We start from the raw sequence: 18,740 nt of genomic DNA on the forward strand, positions 1-18,740 counted from the left end.
AGAGAAGCATGCAACACAATCTGAAAGCCTGTATCACCGCCTGTTACCAATGCGCTGAAGCGTGCGACCACTGCGCGGCGTCCTGCCTGCAGGAGCCGGATATCGACATGATGCGCGGCTGTATTGGTCTGGATATGCAGTGCGCGGCGATTTGCCGCCTGGCCGCGCAGTTTATGACCCTCGAAAGCGAGCATGCGCGCCAGCTTTGCCAGGTGTGCGCCGACGTATGCCAGGCCTGCGCCGGGGAATGTGGTCAGCATCAACACGACCACTGCCAGCACTGCGCGCAGGCCTGCCGCGAGTGCGCCGAGGCATGCAGAAGCATGGCGGCATAACGCGCTAAACCAGGGCGCGCGTCATTGCGCGCCATTCGGCTATTTCTTGTTATATGACGCTTCGTTTCGTTAGATTACTGTCCGGAAATTGCCGCACGTGCAAATGACCTGAATAACCTCACATTCTCTCATCGTCTACACTTAACAGATGACACAACCCGGGAGAAAACGATGTCTGACAAAACCAATGAAGAGCGTAATAAAGAAGGTGAAGTAAGCAAAGGGCTACCTGAGGTCGCGCCGAATGCGGGTAACGCTTATGAAGAGGATGAGCGTCAGGTGAAAGACGCGCCCAATAAGCAGGGGGAAATTCCCCGCAAGCGCGACGACAGCGAAGACGATGAAAAAGACCCGTTTAAAGCGCAATAACAATCAGGCCCGATTATCGGGCCTGATTGTTTTTGACGGCGAAATGACCGCGCCTCGCGAATCTGCTAGCATAGCGGCCCGCTTGTATTCAGAGAGATGACCGTGACTGCTTTTTCAACCTTAAACGCTTTGCCTGCCGAACTGCTCGCCAATCTTAACGAGCTGGGCTACCACACCATGACCCCGGTCCAGGCGGCGGCGTTACCGGCCATTCTCGCGGGAAAAGACGTGCGCGCCCAGGCCAAAACCGGCAGCGGCAAGACGGCGGCGTTTGGGCTGGGCCTGCTCCAGCATATTGACGCCAGCCAGTTTATTACCCAGTCGCTGGTGCTGTGCCCAACGCGTGAGCTGGCGGATCAGGTGGCGAAAGAGCTGCGCCGCCTGGCGCGTTATCTGCCGAATATCAAAGTGCTGACGCTGTGCGGCGGCCAGCCGTTCGGGGCGCAGCGCGATTCATTACAACATGCTCCGCATATCATCGTCGCCACGCCGGGGCGTCTGCTCGATCATCTGGAAAAGGGCACCGTGTCGCTGGAAGCACTCAAAACCCTGGTGCTGGATGAAGCCGATCGCATGCTTGATATGGGCTTTAGCGATGCCATTGACGATGTGATCCGCCATGCGCCGGCGCAGCGCCAGACGCTGCTGTTTTCCGCCACCTGGCCGGAATCTATCGCCGCCATCAGCAGCCGCGTTCAGCGCAACGCCGAGCACATTGAAATCGACAGCGTGGACGAACTGCCCGCCGTCGAGCAGCAGTTTTATGAAGCCTCGCGCCGACAAAAAATCCCGCTGCTGTTGAGCCTGCTGAGCAAGCATCAGCCTGCCTCCTGCGTGGTGTTCTGCAACACCAAAAAGGACTGTCAGGAGGTGTGCGACGCGCTGAATGAGCACAGCCAGAGCGCGCTGGCGCTGCATGGCGATATGGAACAGCGCGACCGCGACCAGACGCTGGTGCGCTTTGCCAACGGCAGCAGCCGGGTGCTGGTGGCGACCGACGTTGCGGCGCGCGGGCTGGATATCAAATCGCTGGAGATGGTGATCAACTATGAACTCTCCTGGGACCCGGAAGTTCACGTCCACCGCATTGGTCGTACCGCACGTGCCGGGCAGAGCGGGCTGGCGGTGAGCCTGTGCGCGCCGGAAGAGGCGCAGCGCGCGACCATTCTCTCTGAAATGCTGGGCCTGTCGCTGGACTGGCGCGAGCCGGCCATCGGCAATAATGTCAAACCGCTGGAAGCGGAAATGGCGACGCTGTGCATCGACGGCGGGAAAAAAGCCAAAATGCGTCCGGGGGATATTCTCGGCGCGCTCACCGGCGATATGGGGCTGGATGGCGCGGACATCGGCAAAATCGATATGCATCCGATGCACGCCTACGTGGCGGTGCGCCAGTCAGTAGCCCGTCACGCCTGGAAGCAGCTCCAGCAGGGGAAAATCAAAGGCAAGTCCTGCAAAGTGCGACTGCTGAAGTAACTTTCGCCAGATAAAAAAATCCCCGCTCAAAAAGCGGGGATTTTTGTTGATAACGCCAGCTTACTCGCTGCTGGCTTTCTCGGCTTTACCGGCCATTTGCGCCAGGAAATCATAGCGTTTTTGCAGATCCGCCGTAGCGTCTTTCCACAGCTGTTCCGCCACCTCCGGCTGCTGCGAATTGAGCCTGCGGAAGCGTTGCTCGTTGAGCAGCGTTTCGGCTAGCGCGTCTGATGGCGGACGGGAGTCCAGCGCCAGCGGCAGTTTGCCTTCATCGGCGCGGCGTGGGTCGAAGCGGTACAGCGGCCAGAAGCCGGTCGCCGTAAGCTGACGCATCTGATCGTGGCTGAGCGCCAGATCGTAGCCGTGCTCCTCGCAGGGGCTGTAGGCGATAATCAGCGACGGACCGGGATAGGACTCCGCCTCCTGAATCGCTTTCACCGTCTGGTTAAGCTGAGCGCCCAGCGAAATCTGCGCCACATAAACGTGCCCGTACATCATCATGCTGACGCCGAGATCTTTACGCGCTTTACGCTTGCCGTGCTCGCCAAATTTAGTCACCGCGCCGAGCGGAGTGGCTTTCGACGCCTGGCCGCCGGTATTGGAATAACACTGGGTATCCAGCACCAGAATATTGACGTTCTCGGTCAGGCTCAGCACGTGGTCGAGGCCGCCGAAGCCGATATCGTAGGCCCAACCGTCGCCGCCAATCAGCCAGATGGATTTTTCCACCAGTGCGTCGGCATCGGTCAGTAGCTGACGCGCATCGGCGCTGGCTTCACCGGCAAGATGCTGGCGCAGCTGGGCGACCTGTTCACGGCGCACCTCCGGCGTGGCTTCGGCGCGCAACTGCGCGTTGAGTTCCGCCGGGATCTTATCGGCAAACTGCTCCAGCAGGCGCATCACGCGTGCCCGGTGTTGATCCACGGTTAAACGGAAACCGAGACCAAATTCGGCATTATCTTCAAACAGCGAGTTGGCCCAGGCCGGGCCGCGCCCGTTGGCGTCGGTGGTATACGGCGTGGAGGGCAGGTTACCGCCGTAAATCGACGAGCAGCCGGTGGCGTTGGCAATCAGCAACCGGTCGCCGTACAGCTGGGTCAGCAGCTTGATATACGGCGTTTCACCGCAGCCGGAACAGGCACCCGAGTATTCAAACAGCGGGGTAATCAGCTGCGAGGTACGAATATCGATGCGTTCCAGCTTGCTGCGGTCAATTTCCGGCAGATCGAGGAAGAAGTCGTAATTCGCTTTCTCTTCTTCCACATGCTCAAGGCGCGACATCATATTGATGGCCTTGATTTCCGGGTTCTGACGGTCTTTCGCCGGGCAAACTTCCACGCACAGGTTACAGCCGGTGCAGTCTTCTGGCGCAACTTGTAAAACATATTTCTGACCACGCATGTCACGGGATTTCACGTCCAGCGATTGCAGGGCGTCGGGCGCGTTCTCCATGTCTTCGGGCGAGACCACTTTGGCGCGGATCGCCGAGTGCGGGCAGGCGGCGACGCAGTGGTTACACTGGGTACACAGCTCCGGTTTCCAGATCGGGATCTCTTCGGCGATATTGCGTTTTTCCCAGCGGGTAGTGCCCACCGGCCAGGTGCCGTCCGGCGGCAGGGCAGACACCGGTAGCGCGTCGCCAAGGCCCGCCAGCATTGCGGCAGTCACGGTTTTGACGAAATCCGGCGCGGCGTCGGAGACCACCGGCGGGCGGTTGGCGCTCTGGCTGTTCACCGGCTGTAATGGCACCGCGGAAATCGATTCCCGCGCCAGCGCCAGCGCCTGCCAGTTACGCTCCACCAGCTCCTGGCCTTTACTGCTGTAGCTTTTAGCGATCGCGCCCTGAAGCTGTTGCAGGGCGCTGTCGCCCGGCAGAATGTGGGTCAGATGGAAAAACGCCATCTGCATCACCGTGTTGATACGCGCGCCCAACTGGCATTCGCGGGCGATTTTCTGGGCGTTGATGATAAAGAACCGCGCCTGTTTCTGGTTCAGCACCGCCTGCACATCCCGCGGCAGACGATCCCACACCTCTTCGGCGCTGTACGGCGTGTTGAGCAGGAAAATGCCGCCGGGTTTCAGCCGCTCGGCCATCTGGTATTTATCGATAAACTGCAACTGGTGGCAGCCGACGAAATCGGCTTTATCCACCAGATAGGCGGAATTAATCGGCTTTTCACTGACGCGCAAATGGGAAACCGTCAGGCCACCGGCCTTTTTGGAGTCATAGACAAAATAGCCCTGGGCGTACCACGGCGTGGCGTTACCGATAATTTTGATATTGTTTTTGGTGGCCGACACGCTGCCGTCGCTGCCTAAACCGTAGAACAGCGCTTCCAGTTTGGCGTGAGACGGCAGGGTGTTTTCCGGCAGCGGCAGCGAGAGATTGGTGACGTCGTCATAAATTCCCACCGTAAAGCGCGATTTTGGCTTCGCCTGGCGCAGCTCTTCAAATACCGCCAGCGCGCAGTCCGGGCCGAACTCTTTCGATGACAGCCCATAACGGCCACCAATCACGCGCGGCAGCGTTTCGCGCTCGCCGCGGCTGAAGGCTTCCGCCAGGCTGGTCATCACGTCAAGATACAGCGGCTCCGCCAGCGCGCCGGGCTCTTTGGTGCGATCCAGCACGGCGATATGACGCACGCTTTGCGGCAGCGCATCCAGCATCTGGCTGGCGTTGAACGGGCGGAACAGCCGGACTTTCAGCACGCCGACTTTCTCGCCGCGCGTCAGCAGCTCGTCCACCACTTCTTCACAAGTGCCAATCGCGGAGCCCATCAGCACGATAACGCGCTCCGCTTCAGGGTGGCCGTAATAGTCAAAAGGCCGGTACTGGCGACCGGTTGCCGCCGCGAAGTCGTCCATCGCCTGCTGAACGTGGTCGTACACCGCGTCATACCACGGGTTGGTGGCTTCCCGGGACTGGAACCAGGTATCCGGGTTGGCGGAGGTGCCGCGGATCACCGGATGTTCCGGGTTCAGCGCTCTTGCGCGGTGGGCGTCAATTTCCTCCTGAGGCAGCAGGCTGAGCAGCGTCTCGTTAGAGAGCGGGACGATTTTGTTGATTTCGTGGGAGGTGCGGAAACCATCAAAGAAATGAATAAACGGCACCCGGCTTTTCAGGGTGGCGATATGGGTAATCAGGGCGAAATCCTGCGCTTCCTGAACGCTGCTGGCGCACAGCATCGCGCAGCCGGTCTGGCGTACTGCCATCACGTCGGAATGATCGCCAAAAATCGACAGCGCGTGGGTCGCAACGGTGCGTGCCGCCACGTGCAGCACAAACGGGGTGAGCTGTCCGGCAAGTTTATACAGGGTCGGGATCATCAGTAATAATCCCTGCGAGGAGGTGAACGACGTTGACAGCGCGCCGGTTTGCAGCGCGCCGTGTACCGTGGCGATCGCCCCGGCCTCGGACTGCATTTCCACCACGCGCGGGACATCGCCCCAGACGTTTGTCACCCCGTTGCCCGCCCAGTCGTCGGCCTGCTCCGCCATGGTGGAACTGGGGGTAATAGGGTAGATAGCAATCACCTCGCTGGCGCGAAACGCCACCGAGGCGACCGCGCCGTTACCGTCAATTGTGATCATTCGACACCCTTACATTGCGCAAAATTAAATAAACTCCCTCAACGTGGAGTCCTGAAATAATCTATTAAGTCTAGCAAAGCGCCGCCCGGGCCATTTTCGCTTTTGTGTCCTCGATATATCTTCTGGTCGTTTCAGACGCGATTAGCCACAAAAGTGCTAAAAAATGTGTCCAGACGCCGAAAGTGGCGAGGGGGCTCTCGACGTGGCGGCGTTGGCTCGCCTATATTGCAGGGGTTTTGCTGTTTATTAATGAGGGGAGCGTCATGCGTGCAGCGTTTTTAGTGGGGTGTGCGGCACTTTTTTTGTCCGCGTGCAGTAATGAACCGGTTCAACAGGCAACGGCGGCGCACGTAGCGCCAGGAATGAAAGCCGCGATGTCCAGCTCCGGCGAGGCGAACTGCGCGATGGTGGGCGGCGCAGCGCTCTCAGCACGACAGCTGGACGGTTCGTTAATCGGCATGTGCGCGCTACCCAACGGCAAACGCTGTAGCGAAGCCGCTTTAGCCTCCGGCAGCTGCGCCAGCTATTAATAGACCCAGTCGGCCTGCTTATAAATCAGAGTATGTTGCTGATTTTTTAACGTCAGCGACTGCGGCTTGACGTCTACCGTCGCGCCAGTGGTCAGCAGTTCGCCGATCAGGTTATCCAGCTGGTTAAGTTCAGGCTCGGCGCAAAGCATCCGGGTGGAAGCCATACCGTCCACTTTCAGCACGTTGCCGTCCAGTTTGCCCTGGCCCATAAAGCGGTTGCACATGCTGCCCGCAACGTGCAGCTTCTCGCCGAAGCTGATGTCCAGCTGGCGCTGGCTTGCGGTAAGCGGTTTACCGTCCACGCTTTCCAGCACGTAGCGGCGATGCTCAAGGTCTTTCGCGGACAGTGCGTCGCTGGCGGATTGCGCACAGCCGGCAAGCAGGGCGATGCCGAGTGCTAAACAAGTTAATTTCTTCATAACTCCTCCATAAGTATTTACGCCATCAATGATTACGCGCTGAGTGTGCCACGTCATGTGCGCGTAATCATTGAGGATTATCTTAAAAGGTTACACCAACGCGTTCGGGCATTCGCCGCCGTTTTCCAGCTGGCGCAAATTATCCAGCGTGGTTTCAGAAATGCTGATCAGCGCTTCTTCGGTCAGGAACGCCTGATGGCCGGTAAACAGCACGTTATGGCAGGCGGACAGGCGGCGGAAGACGTCATCCTGAATCACGTCGTTGGATTTATCTTCGAAGAACAGATCGCGCTCGTTCTCATACACGTCCATGCCCAGCGAACCGATTTTCTGATTCTTCAGGGCGTCAATGGCGGCCTGCGAGTCAATCAACCCGCCGCGGCTGGTGTTGATGATCATCACGCCATTTTTCATCTGATCGAACGCCGCCTGGTTTAACAGGTGGTAGTTTTCCGGCGTGAGCGGGCAGTGCAGAGAGATCACATCCGAATGGGAGAACAGCGTCGGTAAATCGACGTATTCCACGCCGATATCCAGCGCCGCTGCGCTCGGATACGGATCGAACGCCAGCAGGCGCATCCCGAAGCCTTTTAAAATCCGCAGCGTGGCGACGCCGATTTTCCCGGTGCCGATAATCCCGGCGGTTTTACCGTGCATGGTAAAACCGGTTAACCCTTCCAGAGAGAAGTTGGCATCGCGCGTGCGCTGATAGGCGCGGTGAATGCGGCGGTTGAGGCACATCATCATGCCGATGGCGTGTTCGGCAACGGCTTCCGGGGAGTAGGCCGGGACCCGTACCACGCGCAGCCCCAGCTCTTTGGCGGCATCTAAATCGACGTTGTTAAACCCGGCGCAGCGCAGGGCGATAAACTTAACGCCCTGTTTTTTCAGCTCTTCAAGCACCGGGCGGCTGCCGTCGTCGTTGACGAAAACGCATACACCGTCGCAGCCGTGCGCGGTTTTAGCGGTCTTCTCAGTGAGCAGGAAGTCATAAAATTCGAGATCGTAACCATATTCCTGGTTAACATGCTGTAGATACTTCTTGTCATACTGTTTTGTGCTATACACGGCCAGTTTCATAAGACATTCTCCAGTGATTTTCTGTGATCACGTTAGCATGATTCAAATTTTCTTACAAAGTCTAAAAAATCTGATATGAAAGTCAGGGTTATCAATAATTTTAGGCCAACTACGCTTAAATCAACGGCCAGGTTCACCCTGGCGGGCAAAAATGGCACAATGCGCGGGATAGCCCGTTTAAATCTCTATCAATATCAGGATATTAATCACCCATGAGGGGTAAATACCGAGCTCTTATCGCCCTTGCGCTGCTGCTGGTTCTGCTGCCGCTGGCGCTGCTGTTAACGGTGGCGCACTGGCTGCCGGGGCTGGTAGGGATTTGGCTGCCGCCGGGCACCCGCATTGCGCTGGAGGAAAGCCCGCGCATTACGCGCAACAGCGTGGTGATCCCCCATCTCAGCTATCTGGCGGGGGATTGCGAGCTGGCGAAAGTCACTCACGCCACGCTCAGCCATCCCAGCCGCTGGAAGCTTGACGTCGACGCGCTCGACCTCAACAGCGCCTGTTTTAACCAGCTTCCCGCCGGGGAAGAGAACCCTGCCGCGCCGCGCACCCTGGCTGAATGGCAGGCGATGCTGCCTTACAGCTGGCTGACGATCAAAAAATTCACCTTATCGCCCTGGCAGCAGTTTGCCGGGGAATTACAGGTTGGTCTGACCCCGACGCGCCAGACCATCCGTTATCGGGGGGATGCCGTTGCTCTGGCCGCGCAAATCGACGGGCAAACCGCCACCATCAAATCATTCTCCCTGCAGGCCATTGAAGGGCAGGCGCCGCTGTCGCTGGCGGGCGAAGTGACGCTGGGCCTGCTGCCGGACGGCTTGCCGACCCAGGGGCACCTCAGCACCCGAGTGCATCTGCCGGGGCCGCTGCCGTTGGCGGATGCCGAGCTGGAGTGGGAGCAAAACCGCGGCCAACTGCTGATTAGCGCCCCGGACGATCCCGATCCGCTGCTCGATCTGCCCTGGACCGTCACTGCCGATCGGCTCGCTATCAGCGACGGGCGCTGGCACTGGGCGCTGGAGGGGATACCGCTGAGCGGCCGGCTGGCTATTAATGCCGATAACTGGCAGCAGGGGCTGGACGCGGCGCTCATCAGCGGGCGGCTAAACGTGGTGACCCAGGGGGCCGCCGGGAAAGGCAACGCGGTGCTTAATTTTGGCCCTGGTAAACTGAGCCTCACGGAGAGCGCCATGCCGGTGCAGCTCACCGGAGAAGCCAAACAGGATCAGATGATTTTCTATGCGGTGCTGCCGGGGGTGCTGAGCGGCCCGCTGCTCGACCCGCAGCTGCGCTTCGCGCCGGGCGCGCTGCTGCGTTCGCGCGGGCGGGTGATCGACTCGCTGAATATTGATGAAATTCGCTGGCCGCTGGCGGGGGTTAAAGTCGCCTCGACCGGCGTGGACGGCAGACTACAGGCTATTTTACGCGCCCATGAACATCAAATGGGCGACTTTGAACTGCACCTCGACGGCCAGGCGAGCGACTTTTTACCCGACAGCGGCCTGTGGCAGTGGCGCTACTGGGGCGAGGGCGGCTTTACGCCGATGCAGGCGCGCTGGGACGTGAAGGGCACCGGCGAATGGCGCGACAGCACCATCACGCTAAATACGCTCTCTACCGGGTTTGATAAGCTGCAATACGGCTCGATGCGCATCAACGCGCCGCGCCTGGCGATGAATAAGCCGGTGCGCTGGGTGCGCGACGCGGCGCATCCGCTGTTTGAAGGCGCATTGACCCTCGACGCCGGTGAAACCACCTTTACCGGCGGCAGCGTCCTGCCGCCGTCGCGGCTTAACTTCAGCGTTCAGGGCAGCGACCCGACCTCATTTCAGTTCAAAGGCGATCTGCATGCCGATAAGATTGGCCCGGTGCAGGTCAATGGCCGCTGGGATGGCCTTCGCCTGCGCGGCCAGGCGTGGTGGCCCGCGCAGCCGCTGGCGGTGTTCCAGCCGCTGATCCCGCCTGACTGGAAAATGGCGCTGCGCGACGGCAGTTTCTACGCCCAAATCGCGTTCTCAGCGGCGGCGGAGCAGGGTTTCGAAGCGGGCGGGCACGGCGTTCTCAAGGGCGGAAGCGCCTGGATGCCGGATAACAAATTTGACGGCGTCGATTTTGTGCTGCCGTTCCGCTTCAGCGACTCGACCTGGCAACTCGGCACCCGCGGTCCGGTGAGGCTGCGGATCGGCAGCGTAGAAAATCAGGTTGTCGCGCAGCATCTCACGGCGGATCTGCAAGGCTGGTATCCGTGGAGCGAACAGCAGCCGCTGATCCTCAGCAATGTCAGCGTTGACGTGCTGGGCGGCAATATCAGTATGCAGCAGCTGCGGATGCCTCAGCGCGATGCGGCGCTGCTGCGGGTAAACAACATCTCCTCCAGCGAGCTGATTACGGCGGTGAACCCGAAACAGTTTACCCTGTCCGGACGCGTGAACGGCGCGCTGCCGCTGTGGCTGGATAATCCAGAATGGATCATCAAAGACGGCTGGCTGACCAACCCCGGCCCGATGACGCTGCGGCTGGACAAGGATATGGCGGATGCCATCGTCAAAGATAATATGGCGGCGGGCGTCGGCATCAACTGGCTGCGCTATATGGAAATTTCCCGCTCCTGGACGCGACTGAATCTGACCAACCTCGGGGTACTGACGCTGCATGCTGAACTCCAGGGCACCAGCCGCGTCGATGGCAAAAGTAACACCGTGAAGTTGAACTATCAGCATGAAGAGAATCTCTTTACTCTGTGGCGCAGCTTGCGGTTTGGCGACAATCTTCAGGCCTGGCTTGAACAACATGCAAGTTTGCCGGCTGGCGAGTGCAAAACCGGCGAAACCTGTGAGGAACCCCAATGAGAGTGATGTTAGCAACCGGGCTGGCGCTGCTGTTTCCGGTGCTCAGCGGCTGCACGCCGCGCATCGAGGTGGCGGCCCCGAAAGAGCCGATCACCATCAATATGAACGTAAAAATCGAGCACGACATCAATATTAAAGCGGATAAAGAGGTAGAGACGCTGCTTAACGATCGCAGCGATATATTGAAGCCTGATCGCACACAGCGTTAGCTGGCTACCCCGGACGGGTAGTCTCCGGCGCTGGCCTGAAATGCTACGCTGGTATTCTCAATTTGATGGAGAGCCGTCATGGAACAACACACTTTTCGCCTGCCGCTGGAAGGTATCGATGCGCTGGACAAACAGCAGCTTATCCAGCTTATTACGCGCCATGCGGGGATTTTCGAGCGCTTCGTGATGTCGGAATTTCCCGGCGATCGTCGCTACGCCTATCAGCCGGAATCGTTTGAAATCGTCAGCCTCGACGACAGCCAGTTCACCTTCCGCTGCCTGACGCACTATTTTGAACCGTGCTGCGATCGCAATATGCATGATGAGCATCAATATACGGTGGCGTATCAGCGGGACGGGGATGCGCTGGTGATTACTCTGGACGAGACGCCCTGGGAAGTGGTGTAGCCATAAAAAAAGTGGGCGCGTGGCCCACTCTTCAGCTATTCAGGGTTGAAACTTAGGCTGCAACCAGGCTATCAATCGCCGCTTTGGCGTCAGTCTGCGCTTTGGTCGCCACTTCCGGACCGTAGGCAATGCCTTCCGCGAACACGAAGTTCACATCAGTGATGCCGATAAAACCAAGGAACAGGCTCAGGTACGGCGCAATCAGGTCGGTCGGGGTGTCTTTATGGATACCGCCACGGCTGGACAGCACAATCGCACGTTTACCGGTAATCAGCCCTTCCGGCCCTTTTTCGGTATAACGGAAGGTCACACCCGCGCGGGCCACCAGGTCAAAATAGTTTTTCAGCTGGGTCGGGATGTTGAAATTGTACATCGGTGCCGCAATAACAATCACATCATGGGCTTTCAGCTCGGCAATCAGTTCATCAGACAGCGCCAGCGCGTCCTGTTGACGCGGGGTCAGCGGGGCATCGCTCGGACGCAGCGCGCCAACCAGTTCACCATCCAGTACCGGGATCGGGTTTGCCGCCAGGTCGCGCACGGTGATTTCATCCGCGCTGTGCTGCTCGCGCCACTGGTCGACAAAATAATCAGACAACTGGTTAGACTGTGAATACCCTGCCAAAATGCTTGATTTGAGAACTAATACTTTGCTCATGGGTGGTTCCTTTTATTTAGTGATCGGGGGTGTGCCCCTTGCTTGAAAACACTTTATTCACAATCCGATTGCAGTGATAGCGCAATATATCGATTCCTATGTTCGAATTTATTGAACAAGGCGTGGGATTGAGCGATGTGGTACTCTACGCCGCATCGCGCTCGACGCCTTAACACCTTGTGCACCTAACGTTTAAAAGCACCATGGAAACCAAAAAACTGAATCTGAACGCGCTGATGGCGCGCCTTGATACGCTGATGCTGAAAGATCGCCAGCGTTTCGCGCGCCGTCTGCATGGCGCGAAAAAAGTGAAAAATCCTGATGCCCAGCAGGCCATTTTTGCCGAGCTGGATCAGCAAATTAACGAAGCGGCAGGGAAAGTTCAGCTGCGCCTTGCCGCACGCCCTGAGATTACCTACCCGGATAATCTGCCGGTCAGCCAGAAAAAAGACGACATCCTGGCCGCTATTCGCGATAACCAGGTAGTGATTGTCGCCGGGGAAACCGGCTCGGGGAAAACCACCCAGCTGCCGAAAATTTGTATGGAGCTGGGGCGCGGTATTACCGGGCTCATCGGCCATACCCAGCCGCGCCGTCTGGCGGCGCGTACCGTGGCGAACCGTATTGCCGATGAGCTGAAAACCGAGCCGGGCGGCGCGGTGGGCTATAAGGTGCGGTTCAGCGATCACGTCAGCGAATCCACCCAGGTCAAACTGATGACCGACGGGATCCTGCTGGCGGAAATCCAGCAGGACCGGCTGCTGATGCAGTACGACACGCTGATTATTGATGAGGCGCACGAACGCAGCCTGAACATCGATTTCCTGCTCGGCTATCTGAAAGAGCTGCTGCCGCGTCGTCCGGATCTCAAGGTGATTATCACCTCGGCGACCATCGATCCGGAACGCTTTTCGCGCCACTTTAATCATGCGCCGATTATTGAAGTCTCCGGGCGCACCTATCCGGTGGAAGTGCGCTATCGCCCCATTGTCGAAGACGCCGACGATACCGAGCGCGATCAGCTGCAGGCGATTTTTGATGCCGTTGATGAGCTAAGCCACGAAGCGCCCGGCGATATTCTGATCTTTATGAGCGGCGAGCGGGAAATCCGCGATACCGCCGATGGCCTGAACAAGCTGAATCTGCCGCACACTGAAGTGCTGCCGCTTTACGCTCGCTTGTCCAACAGCGAGCAAAACCGGATTTTCCAGTCCCATACCGGGCGGCGCATCGTGCTGGCGACCAACGTGGCGGAAACCTCGCTGACCGTGCCGGGCATTAAATACGTCATCGATCCGGGCCAGGCGCGCATCAGCCGCTACAGCTACCGCACGAAAGTGCAGCGTCTGCCGATTGAGCCGGTGTCGCAGGCCTCCGCCAATCAGCGTAAAGGCCGCTGCGGCCGCGTGTCGGAAGGGATCTGTATCCGTCTCTATTCGGAAGACGATTTCCTGTCGCGCCCGGAATTTACCGATCCGGAAATCCTGCGCACCAACCTGGCGTCGGTTATTTTGCAGATGACCGCGCTGGGGCTTGGCGACATCGCCGCGTTTCCGTTTGTTGAAGCGCCGGACAAGCGCAACATCCAGGACGGCGTGCGCCTGCTGGAAGAGCTGGGGGCGATTACCACCGACGAACAGGCATCGGTTTATAAACTCACCCCGCAGGGCCGCCAGCTGTCGCAGCTGCCGGTGGACCCGCGTCTGGCGCGCATGGTGCTGGAAGCCCAGAAGCTGGGCTGCGTGCGCGAGGCGATGATTATCACCTCGGCGCTGTCGATTCAGGATCCGCGCGAGCGACCCATGGATAAGCAGCAGGCGTCCGATGAGAAACACCGCCGCTTCCACGACAAAGAATCGGATTTCCTGGCGTTTGTGAACCTGTGGAACTACCTCGGCGAGCAGCAAAAAGCGCTGTCGTCGAACCAGTTCCGCCGCCTGTGCCGGGCCGATTACCTGAACTATCTGCGGGTGCGCGAGTGGCAGGATATCTATACCCAGCTGCGCCAGGTGGTGAAAGAGCTGGGTATTCCGGTGAACAGCGAACCGGCGGAGTACCGCGAAATCCACACCGCGCTGCTCACCGGCCTGCTGTCGCATATCGGCATGAAGGATACTGACAAGCAGGAGTTTACCGGCGCGCGCAACGCCCGGTTCTCGATCTTCCCCGGTTCCGGGCTGTTTAAGAAGCCGCCGAAATGGACGATTGTCGCCGAACTGGTGGAAACCAGCCGCCTGTGGGGGCGAATTGCCGCGCGCATCGATCCCGAGTGGATTGAGCCGGTCGCCCAGCACCTGCTGAAGCGCAGCTACAGTGAACCGCACTGGGAGCGGGCGCAGGGCGCGGTGATGGCCACGGAAAAAGTCACGGTTTACGGGCTGCCGATTGTTGCGGCGCGTAAGGTGAATTACAGCCAGATCGACCCGGCGCTGTGCCGCGAACTGTTTATCCGCCACGCGCTGGTGGAAGGCGACTGGCAAACCCGTCACGCTTTTTTCCGGGATAACCAGAAGCTGCGGGCCGAAGTGGAAGAGCTGGAGCACAAATCGCGCCGTCGCGACATCCTGGTGGATGATGAATCGCTGTTCGAGTTTTACGACCAGCGCATCGGCCATGAGGTGATTTCGGCCCGGCATTTCGACAGCTGGTGGAAAAAAGCCAGTAAAGAGAACCCGGATCTGCTCAATTTCGAAAAGAGCATGCTGATTAAAGAGGGCGCGGAGAAGGTCAGCAAGCTGGACTATCCAAACTTCTGGCATCAGGGCAATCTTAAGCTGCGACTCAGCTATCAGTTTGAGCCGGGCGGCGACGCCGACGGGGTGACGGTGCATATTCCGCTGCCGCTGCTCAATCAGGTAGAAGACGCCGGTTTTGAATGGCAGGTGCCGGGGATGCGCCGCGAGCTGATTATCGCGCTGATTAAATCGCTGCCCAAGCCGTTACGCCGTAACTTTGTGCCTGCGCCAAACTATGCTGAAGCCTTCTTAGGCCGCGCCACGCCGCTGGAGCTGCCGCTGCTGGAATCGCTGGAGCGCGAGCTGCGCCGCATGACCGGCGTCACCGTTGACCGCGAGGCGTGGCAGTGGGAACAGGTGCCCGATCACCTGAAAATGACCTTCCGGGTGGTGGACGAAAAGAACCGCAAGCTCAACGAAGGCAAAGATCTCACCGCGCTGAAGGGTAGTCTGAAGGATAAAGTGCAGGAAACGCTCTCCGCCGTGGCGGATGACGGTATCGAGCAAAGCGGGCTGCATATCTGGAGTTTCGGCACGCTACCGGACCATTACCAGCAGAAGCGCGGCGGCTACCAGGTCAAGGCCTGGCCTGCGCTGGTAGATGAAAAAGAGAGCGTGGGCATCAAACTGTTTGATAACCCGCAGGATCAGCAGAACGCCATGTGGCGCGGGCTGCGGCGTTTGCTGTTGTTGAATATCCCATCGCCGATCAAGTATTTGCACGAGAAATTGCCCAACAAAGCCAAGCTGGGGCTTTACTTCAACCCCTACGGTAAAGTGCTGGATCTGATCGACGACTGCATCTCCTGCGGCGTCGATAAACTGATTGCCGAACACGGCGGGCCGGTGTGGACCGAAGAGGGCTTTGCCCAGTTGCACGAAAAAGTGCGTGCTGAGCTTAACGATACGGTGGTGGATATCGCTAAACAGGTGGAACAGATCCTGACGGCGGTGTTTAACATCAACAAGCGGCTCAAGGGGCGGGTGGATATGACCATGGCGCTGGGGCTGTCGGATATCAAAGCCCAGATGAGCGGGCTGGTGTATCGCGGCTTCGTAACCGGCAACGGTTATCAGCGCCTCGGCGATACCCTGCGCTATTTGCAGGCCATCGAAAAACGCCTTGAGAAGCTGGCTATCGATCCGCATCGCGATCGCGCCCAGATGCTGAAAGTGGAAGCGGTGCAACAGGCGTGGCAGCAGTGGCTGAACAAACTGCCTGCCGCGCGTCGTGATGACGACGAAGTCACCGCGATCCGCTGGATGATTGAGGAGTTGCGGGTCAGCTACTTCGCCCAGCAGCTCGGGACGCCGTATCCGATATCCGATAAGCGCGTGCTGCAGGCGATGGAGCAGGTCGGCGCATCATAAACAAAAAGGCTGCACAGGATGTGCAGCCTTTTTTGTCGGTTAACTCTGCGGCTTTGCGTCATCTTCATAGGTGAAGGAGACCGGGAAACTGCTTTCGCCTTTGGCCAGCGGCGGTTTCGGCAGCGGGCTGGCTTTGGCGGTGTTGATAAACGCAGTGCACAGCGAACCGCCGTTTTGCTGCTGGATTTCCGGCGGCGCGATAGGCGTGGCGGCGTTTTCGTCGCTGGACGGCCCGTTAGCGAGGGCGGCGTCGATACTGGCATCAGCCATAGCGACGCTGGCGGCGGCGGCCTGCGCGCGCGGCAGTGCCGGAGTGCCTTCAATCTCATCAATGGTGCCGTCGGCGTTGATGCTCATCAACACGTCACAGGCCTGGCCAGAATAGAGAGCCTGCCCGGCGTTAAGGCGTTTATTTAATTCAGCCACCACCAGCTTTTGATACTCTTCGCCGGTCAGCGGTTTAGGTTTAGGCTTCGGTTTGAAGGCCGCTTTCTGGGCATCGAGTTTCTCGAGGATCTGCGCCAGCTCCGCTGCGCCAAGCGGGTTAACGAAATTCATCCGCTGGCGAATCGCGTTTTTTGACTGGTTGTAACAGGTATCAAAGGCTTTCTGATCGCCGTCAGATTTTTGGTTGCAATCCACGTCATACTGGGCGCGGAGCTGGGAAGGGGTGCTGCACCCGCTAAGCGTGAGCAGCGCTGCAAGGGCGATTAAGGTGTAACGGGTTTTCATAACGCGTGAATACCTGATTTTATCGTTAAACGTGCCGGAGCCTTAAAGGCGCAGAATAATGCCGTAAATTGGCGCACTTTTCCATTGTCCATCCTCCGTTTTACAAAGCGACGTAATGCGGTGGCATTGATGGGCGGTTTAGCCGGGAAAGGTTATTTTTACAATGGTAAGATTTGGCGCAGCTAAGGAGCCTGTATGTCGGAAGAGAAACGCCCCTATCACCACGGCAGTTTACCGGAGGCGGTACTGGAAGCCGCCGAGCGCGTGCTGGTACGCGACGGGTTGGCGGGCGTAGGGCTGCGCGCCATTGCGCGGGAAGCGCAGGTGTCGCACACTGCGCCGAAGCATCACTTCGGGGATCTGGCAAATCTGCTCAGCGAACTGGCGGCCCGGGGGTATCAACGCCTGGCGGCAGCGCTGTATGATGCTTCAGAAAGTTGTACAGATAATGAGGCGCGGCGGCGCGCAATGGCGAAAACCTATGTTCACTTCGCCGCAGAACATCCCCAGCTGTTTGGGCTGATGTTTCGTAACGAGATTATCAGCCTGTCTAATCAAAACCTGCTTTCCGCCATGCGCCGCGCCATGTTTATGATGGCGTGCAGCGTTGCGCCGCAGGCGGGCGATGGGCAAATTGCCATGAATGACGCGGCGGCAATGCGCGTCACCGTCGCCTGGGCCTATCTGCACGGTCTGGCGACGCTGCTGATCGATAAACGCCTCAACGGCATTGCCCGCGTCAGCCCGTTCGAAAACGCTCAGGCGCTGGTTGAAGGCGTGCTGGATCAGGTGACGTTAACCATTCATCTGCCATCGGATAACTGACAAGGCTGCTAACAAGCAGCCTTTCGGATCCTTCTCCCTGCAACTCTCACAGGCCGACGATACACTGGTCGCTGGTTTTTAACATGGAGTGCCTAACGATGACGCCATTTCCTCCTTTATCTCCCGAACTGATTGACGCTGCGAATACGCTGGGAGAGTGGCTGGCGCAGGATGACAGCGCTGCGCTGGCGGATGCGAAAGATATCGGCCTGGTGGTGCTGGCAGGCAATGCGGCGATCCCGGCTATCGACGCGGCGTGCCGGGAAGCCGCTGCGCGCCAGGTCCCGCTGCTGATCAGCGGTGGCATCGGCCATTCCACGCCGTTTTTGTATGCCGCCGTGGCCCGCCATCCGCGCTACAACCTGCTGCCTACCACCGGGCGCAGCGAAGCGGCAATTCTGGCGGATATCGCTGGCCGGTTCTGGAACATCCCCGCCGATAAACTGCTGGTGGAGGATAAATCCACTAACTGCGGTGAAAACGCGGCCTTTAGCCGCGACATGATGCACGCGCTTCACTTACTGCCGCGTCAGGCGATCCTGGTGCAGGATCCGACCATGCAGCGCCGCACTGCGGCGACGTTCGCCCGCGTCTGGCGCGACGCTGAACGTCAGGTCGAATGGTTTAACGTGCCGGGGATAGTGCCGACGCTCACCAACACGCCGCGCGAAACGCGTTTTGTTGCCGGGGAAGGGTTGTGGTCGGTAGATCGCTATCTTTCGCTGATTGTTGGCGAGATCCCCCGGCTGCGAAACGATAAAGACGGTTATGGGCCTAATGGCCGTGGATTTATAGCGGCGGTGGATATTCCCGAGCGCGTTTTAGCCGCCTGGCAAACGCTGCGTAACGACCCTTCGCTTAATGCGGTACTGACCCGCTGAGTCTCTCTTTCCCTGACGCCGGGTCTGTCCCGGCGCAGTCGCTTTTCCGGCTTTGGCTTTGTAATCATTCGTTTACAAAAACTGTAAATACCTTTCAGCCGATCGATAACTTCAGATTATGTGAAGTTGATCACTATTTACATCCCTGATAAGGTAAATAAGTTGTTACAGCAATACCTGACACACACACAGCGCGATTGCTTATTACTTCATCATGCTGAAATAACAAACCTGCTACGCTTTCAAAGGGGCAACCCTGTTTCTAACTT

The 18,740-nt window shown here is 58.5% G+C and carries 15 protein-coding genes; 10 read left to right on the top strand and 5 right to left on the bottom strand.

Going from position 1 to position 18,740, the window contains the following annotated elements; genetic code table 11:
• The first annotated feature begins 8 nt into the window (after positions 1 to 8).
• The 3 genes from FND52_RS03655 to dbpA all read left to right on the top strand — a co-directional run bounded on the left by FND52_RS03655 (position 9) and on the right by dbpA (position 2,180).
• The gene (locus tag FND52_RS03655; protein WP_144129373.1) at positions 9 to 335 is read left to right on the top strand and encodes a four-helix bundle copper-binding protein; all 327 of its coding nucleotides are present in this window, start codon (positions 9 to 11) and stop codon (positions 333 to 335) included.
• Between the two features lie 171 nt (positions 336 to 506).
• Complete coding sequence (locus FND52_RS03660) at positions 507 to 704, top strand: hypothetical protein (protein WP_144129375.1); 198 nt, start codon at positions 507 to 509, stop codon at positions 702 to 704.
• A gap of 102 nt (positions 705 to 806) precedes the next feature.
• Positions 807 to 2,180, top strand: coding sequence for an ATP-dependent RNA helicase DbpA (gene dbpA, locus FND52_RS03665; RefSeq protein ID WP_144129376.1), 1,374 nt, complete (start codon positions 807 to 809; stop codon positions 2,178 to 2,180).
• Between the two features lie 60 nt (positions 2,181 to 2,240).
• Here dbpA and nifJ read toward each other — a convergent pair whose 3' ends face one another.
• Positions 2,241 to 5,771, bottom strand: a complete 3,531-nt coding sequence (gene nifJ, locus FND52_RS03670) for a pyruvate:ferredoxin (flavodoxin) oxidoreductase (protein ID WP_144129378.1) — start codon at positions 5,769 to 5,771, stop codon at positions 2,241 to 2,243.
• A gap of 263 nt (positions 5,772 to 6,034) precedes the next feature.
• Here nifJ and FND52_RS03675 point away from each other — a divergent pair, with 263 nt between their 5' ends.
• Positions 6,035 to 6,301 (top strand): putative hemolysin, encoded by a 267-nt coding sequence (locus FND52_RS03675; protein ID WP_125294415.1) that lies wholly within the window; start codon positions 6,035 to 6,037, stop codon positions 6,299 to 6,301.
• On the opposite strand, the gene hslJ is transcribed toward FND52_RS03675, so the two are convergent.
• Together hslJ and FND52_RS03685 are read right to left on the bottom strand one after the other, a co-directional pair.
• Positions 6,298 to 6,720 (bottom strand): heat shock protein HslJ, encoded by a 423-nt coding sequence (gene hslJ, locus FND52_RS03680; RefSeq protein ID WP_144129380.1) that lies wholly within the window; start codon positions 6,718 to 6,720, stop codon positions 6,298 to 6,300. The two genes, FND52_RS03675 and hslJ, sit on opposite strands and share 4 nt — an antisense overlap.
• 90 nt (positions 6,721 to 6,810) lie before the next feature.
• The gene (locus FND52_RS03685; protein ID WP_144129382.1) at positions 6,811 to 7,800 is read right to left on the bottom strand and encodes a 2-hydroxyacid dehydrogenase; all 990 of its coding nucleotides are present in this window, start codon (positions 7,798 to 7,800) and stop codon (positions 6,811 to 6,813) included.
• Positions 7,801 to 8,012: 212 nt separating this feature from the next.
• Here FND52_RS03685 and FND52_RS03690 point away from each other — a divergent pair, with 212 nt between their 5' ends.
• The 3 genes from FND52_RS03690 (at position 8,013) to FND52_RS03700 (ending at position 11,269) form a co-directional block, all read left to right on the top strand.
• Positions 8,013 to 10,652, top strand: a complete 2,640-nt coding sequence (locus FND52_RS03690; protein WP_144129384.1) for a YdbH family protein — start codon at positions 8,013 to 8,015, stop codon at positions 10,650 to 10,652.
• Positions 10,649 to 10,861 carry a YnbE family lipoprotein gene (locus tag FND52_RS03695; RefSeq protein ID WP_144129386.1) on the top strand — a complete coding sequence of 71 codons (213 nt, stop codon included), beginning with the start codon at positions 10,649 to 10,651 and terminating at the stop codon, positions 10,859 to 10,861. Before FND52_RS03690 ends, FND52_RS03695 begins: the two co-directional genes overlap by 4 nt.
• 78 nt (positions 10,862 to 10,939) lie before the next feature.
• Positions 10,940 to 11,269: a hypothetical protein gene (locus FND52_RS03700; protein WP_144129388.1), complete on the top strand. Its 330-nt coding sequence runs from the start codon at positions 10,940 to 10,942 to the stop codon at positions 11,267 to 11,269.
• Between the two features lie 52 nt (positions 11,270 to 11,321).
• Here FND52_RS03700 and azoR read toward each other — a convergent pair whose 3' ends face one another.
• Positions 11,322 to 11,927: an FMN-dependent NADH-azoreductase gene (gene azoR, locus FND52_RS03705; protein ID WP_125294429.1), complete on the bottom strand. Its 606-nt coding sequence runs from the start codon at positions 11,925 to 11,927 to the stop codon at positions 11,322 to 11,324.
• 203 nt (positions 11,928 to 12,130) lie between these two features.
• Between azoR and hrpA the strand changes: the two genes are divergently transcribed.
• Positions 12,131 to 16,033, top strand: coding sequence for an ATP-dependent RNA helicase HrpA (hrpA, locus tag FND52_RS03710; protein ID WP_144129390.1), 3,903 nt, complete (start codon positions 12,131 to 12,133; stop codon positions 16,031 to 16,033).
• A 39-nt stretch (positions 16,034 to 16,072) separates the two neighbouring features.
• Here the strand turns inward: hrpA and FND52_RS03715 are convergent, their stop codons facing one another.
• Positions 16,073 to 16,765, bottom strand: a complete 693-nt coding sequence (locus FND52_RS03715; RefSeq protein ID WP_144129392.1) for a hypothetical protein — start codon at positions 16,763 to 16,765, stop codon at positions 16,073 to 16,075.
• 195 nt (positions 16,766 to 16,960) lie between these two features.
• Between FND52_RS03715 and FND52_RS03720 the strand changes: the two genes are divergently transcribed.
• Both FND52_RS03720 and FND52_RS03725 read left to right on the top strand, forming a co-directional pair.
• On the top strand, positions 16,961 to 17,590 hold the full coding sequence (locus FND52_RS03720) for a TetR/AcrR family transcriptional regulator (protein ID WP_144129394.1): 630 nt from the start codon (positions 16,961 to 16,963) through the stop codon (positions 17,588 to 17,590).
• 98 nt (positions 17,591 to 17,688) lie between these two features.
• Positions 17,689 to 18,471, top strand: a complete 783-nt coding sequence (locus tag FND52_RS03725) for a YdcF family protein (protein WP_144129396.1) — start codon at positions 17,689 to 17,691, stop codon at positions 18,469 to 18,471.
• The last annotated feature ends 269 nt before the right edge of the window (positions 18,472 to 18,740 follow it).

The sequence above is a fragment of the Atlantibacter subterraneus genome (assembly GCF_007570865.1).
GTDB lineage: Bacteria > Pseudomonadota > Gammaproteobacteria > Enterobacterales > Enterobacteriaceae > Atlantibacter > Atlantibacter subterraneus.

What these genes read in the sequence shown, in the direction of transcription:
- FND52_RS03690 (WP_144129384.1), top strand. Translation starts at nt 8,013, where the DNA reads ATGAGGGGTAAATACCGAGCTCTTATCGCCCTTGCGCTGCTGCTGGTT.
- hrpA (WP_144129390.1), top strand. Translation starts at nt 12,131, where the DNA reads ATGGAAACCAAAAAACTGAATCTGAACGCGCTGATGGCGCGCCTTGAT.
- nifJ (WP_144129378.1), bottom strand. Translation starts at nt 5,771, where the DNA reads ATGATCACAATTGACGGTAACGGCGCGGTCGCCTCGGTGGCGTTTCGC.
- FND52_RS03685 (WP_144129382.1), bottom strand. Translation starts at nt 7,800, where the DNA reads ATGAAACTGGCCGTGTATAGCACAAAACAGTATGACAAGAAGTATCTA.
- hslJ (WP_144129380.1), bottom strand. Translation starts at nt 6,720, where the DNA reads ATGAAGAAATTAACTTGTTTAGCACTCGGCATCGCCCTGCTTGCCGGC.
- FND52_RS03695 (WP_144129386.1), top strand. Translation starts at nt 10,649, where the DNA reads ATGAGAGTGATGTTAGCAACCGGGCTGGCGCTGCTGTTTCCGGTGCTC.
- FND52_RS03700 (WP_144129388.1), top strand. Translation starts at nt 10,940, where the DNA reads ATGGAACAACACACTTTTCGCCTGCCGCTGGAAGGTATCGATGCGCTG.
- azoR (WP_125294429.1), bottom strand. Translation starts at nt 11,927, where the DNA reads ATGAGCAAAGTATTAGTTCTCAAATCAAGCATTTTGGCAGGGTATTCA.
- FND52_RS03715 (WP_144129392.1), bottom strand. Translation starts at nt 16,765, where the DNA reads ATGAAAACCCGTTACACCTTAATCGCCCTTGCAGCGCTGCTCACGCTT.
- FND52_RS03675 (WP_125294415.1), top strand. Translation starts at nt 6,035, where the DNA reads ATGCGTGCAGCGTTTTTAGTGGGGTGTGCGGCACTTTTTTTGTCCGCG.
- FND52_RS03725 (WP_144129396.1), top strand. Translation starts at nt 17,689, where the DNA reads ATGACGCCATTTCCTCCTTTATCTCCCGAACTGATTGACGCTGCGAAT.
- FND52_RS03720 (WP_144129394.1), top strand. Translation starts at nt 16,961, where the DNA reads ATGTCGGAAGAGAAACGCCCCTATCACCACGGCAGTTTACCGGAGGCG.
- FND52_RS03660 (WP_144129375.1), top strand. Translation starts at nt 507, where the DNA reads ATGTCTGACAAAACCAATGAAGAGCGTAATAAAGAAGGTGAAGTAAGC.
- FND52_RS03655 (WP_144129373.1), top strand. Translation starts at nt 9, where the DNA reads ATGCAACACAATCTGAAAGCCTGTATCACCGCCTGTTACCAATGCGCT.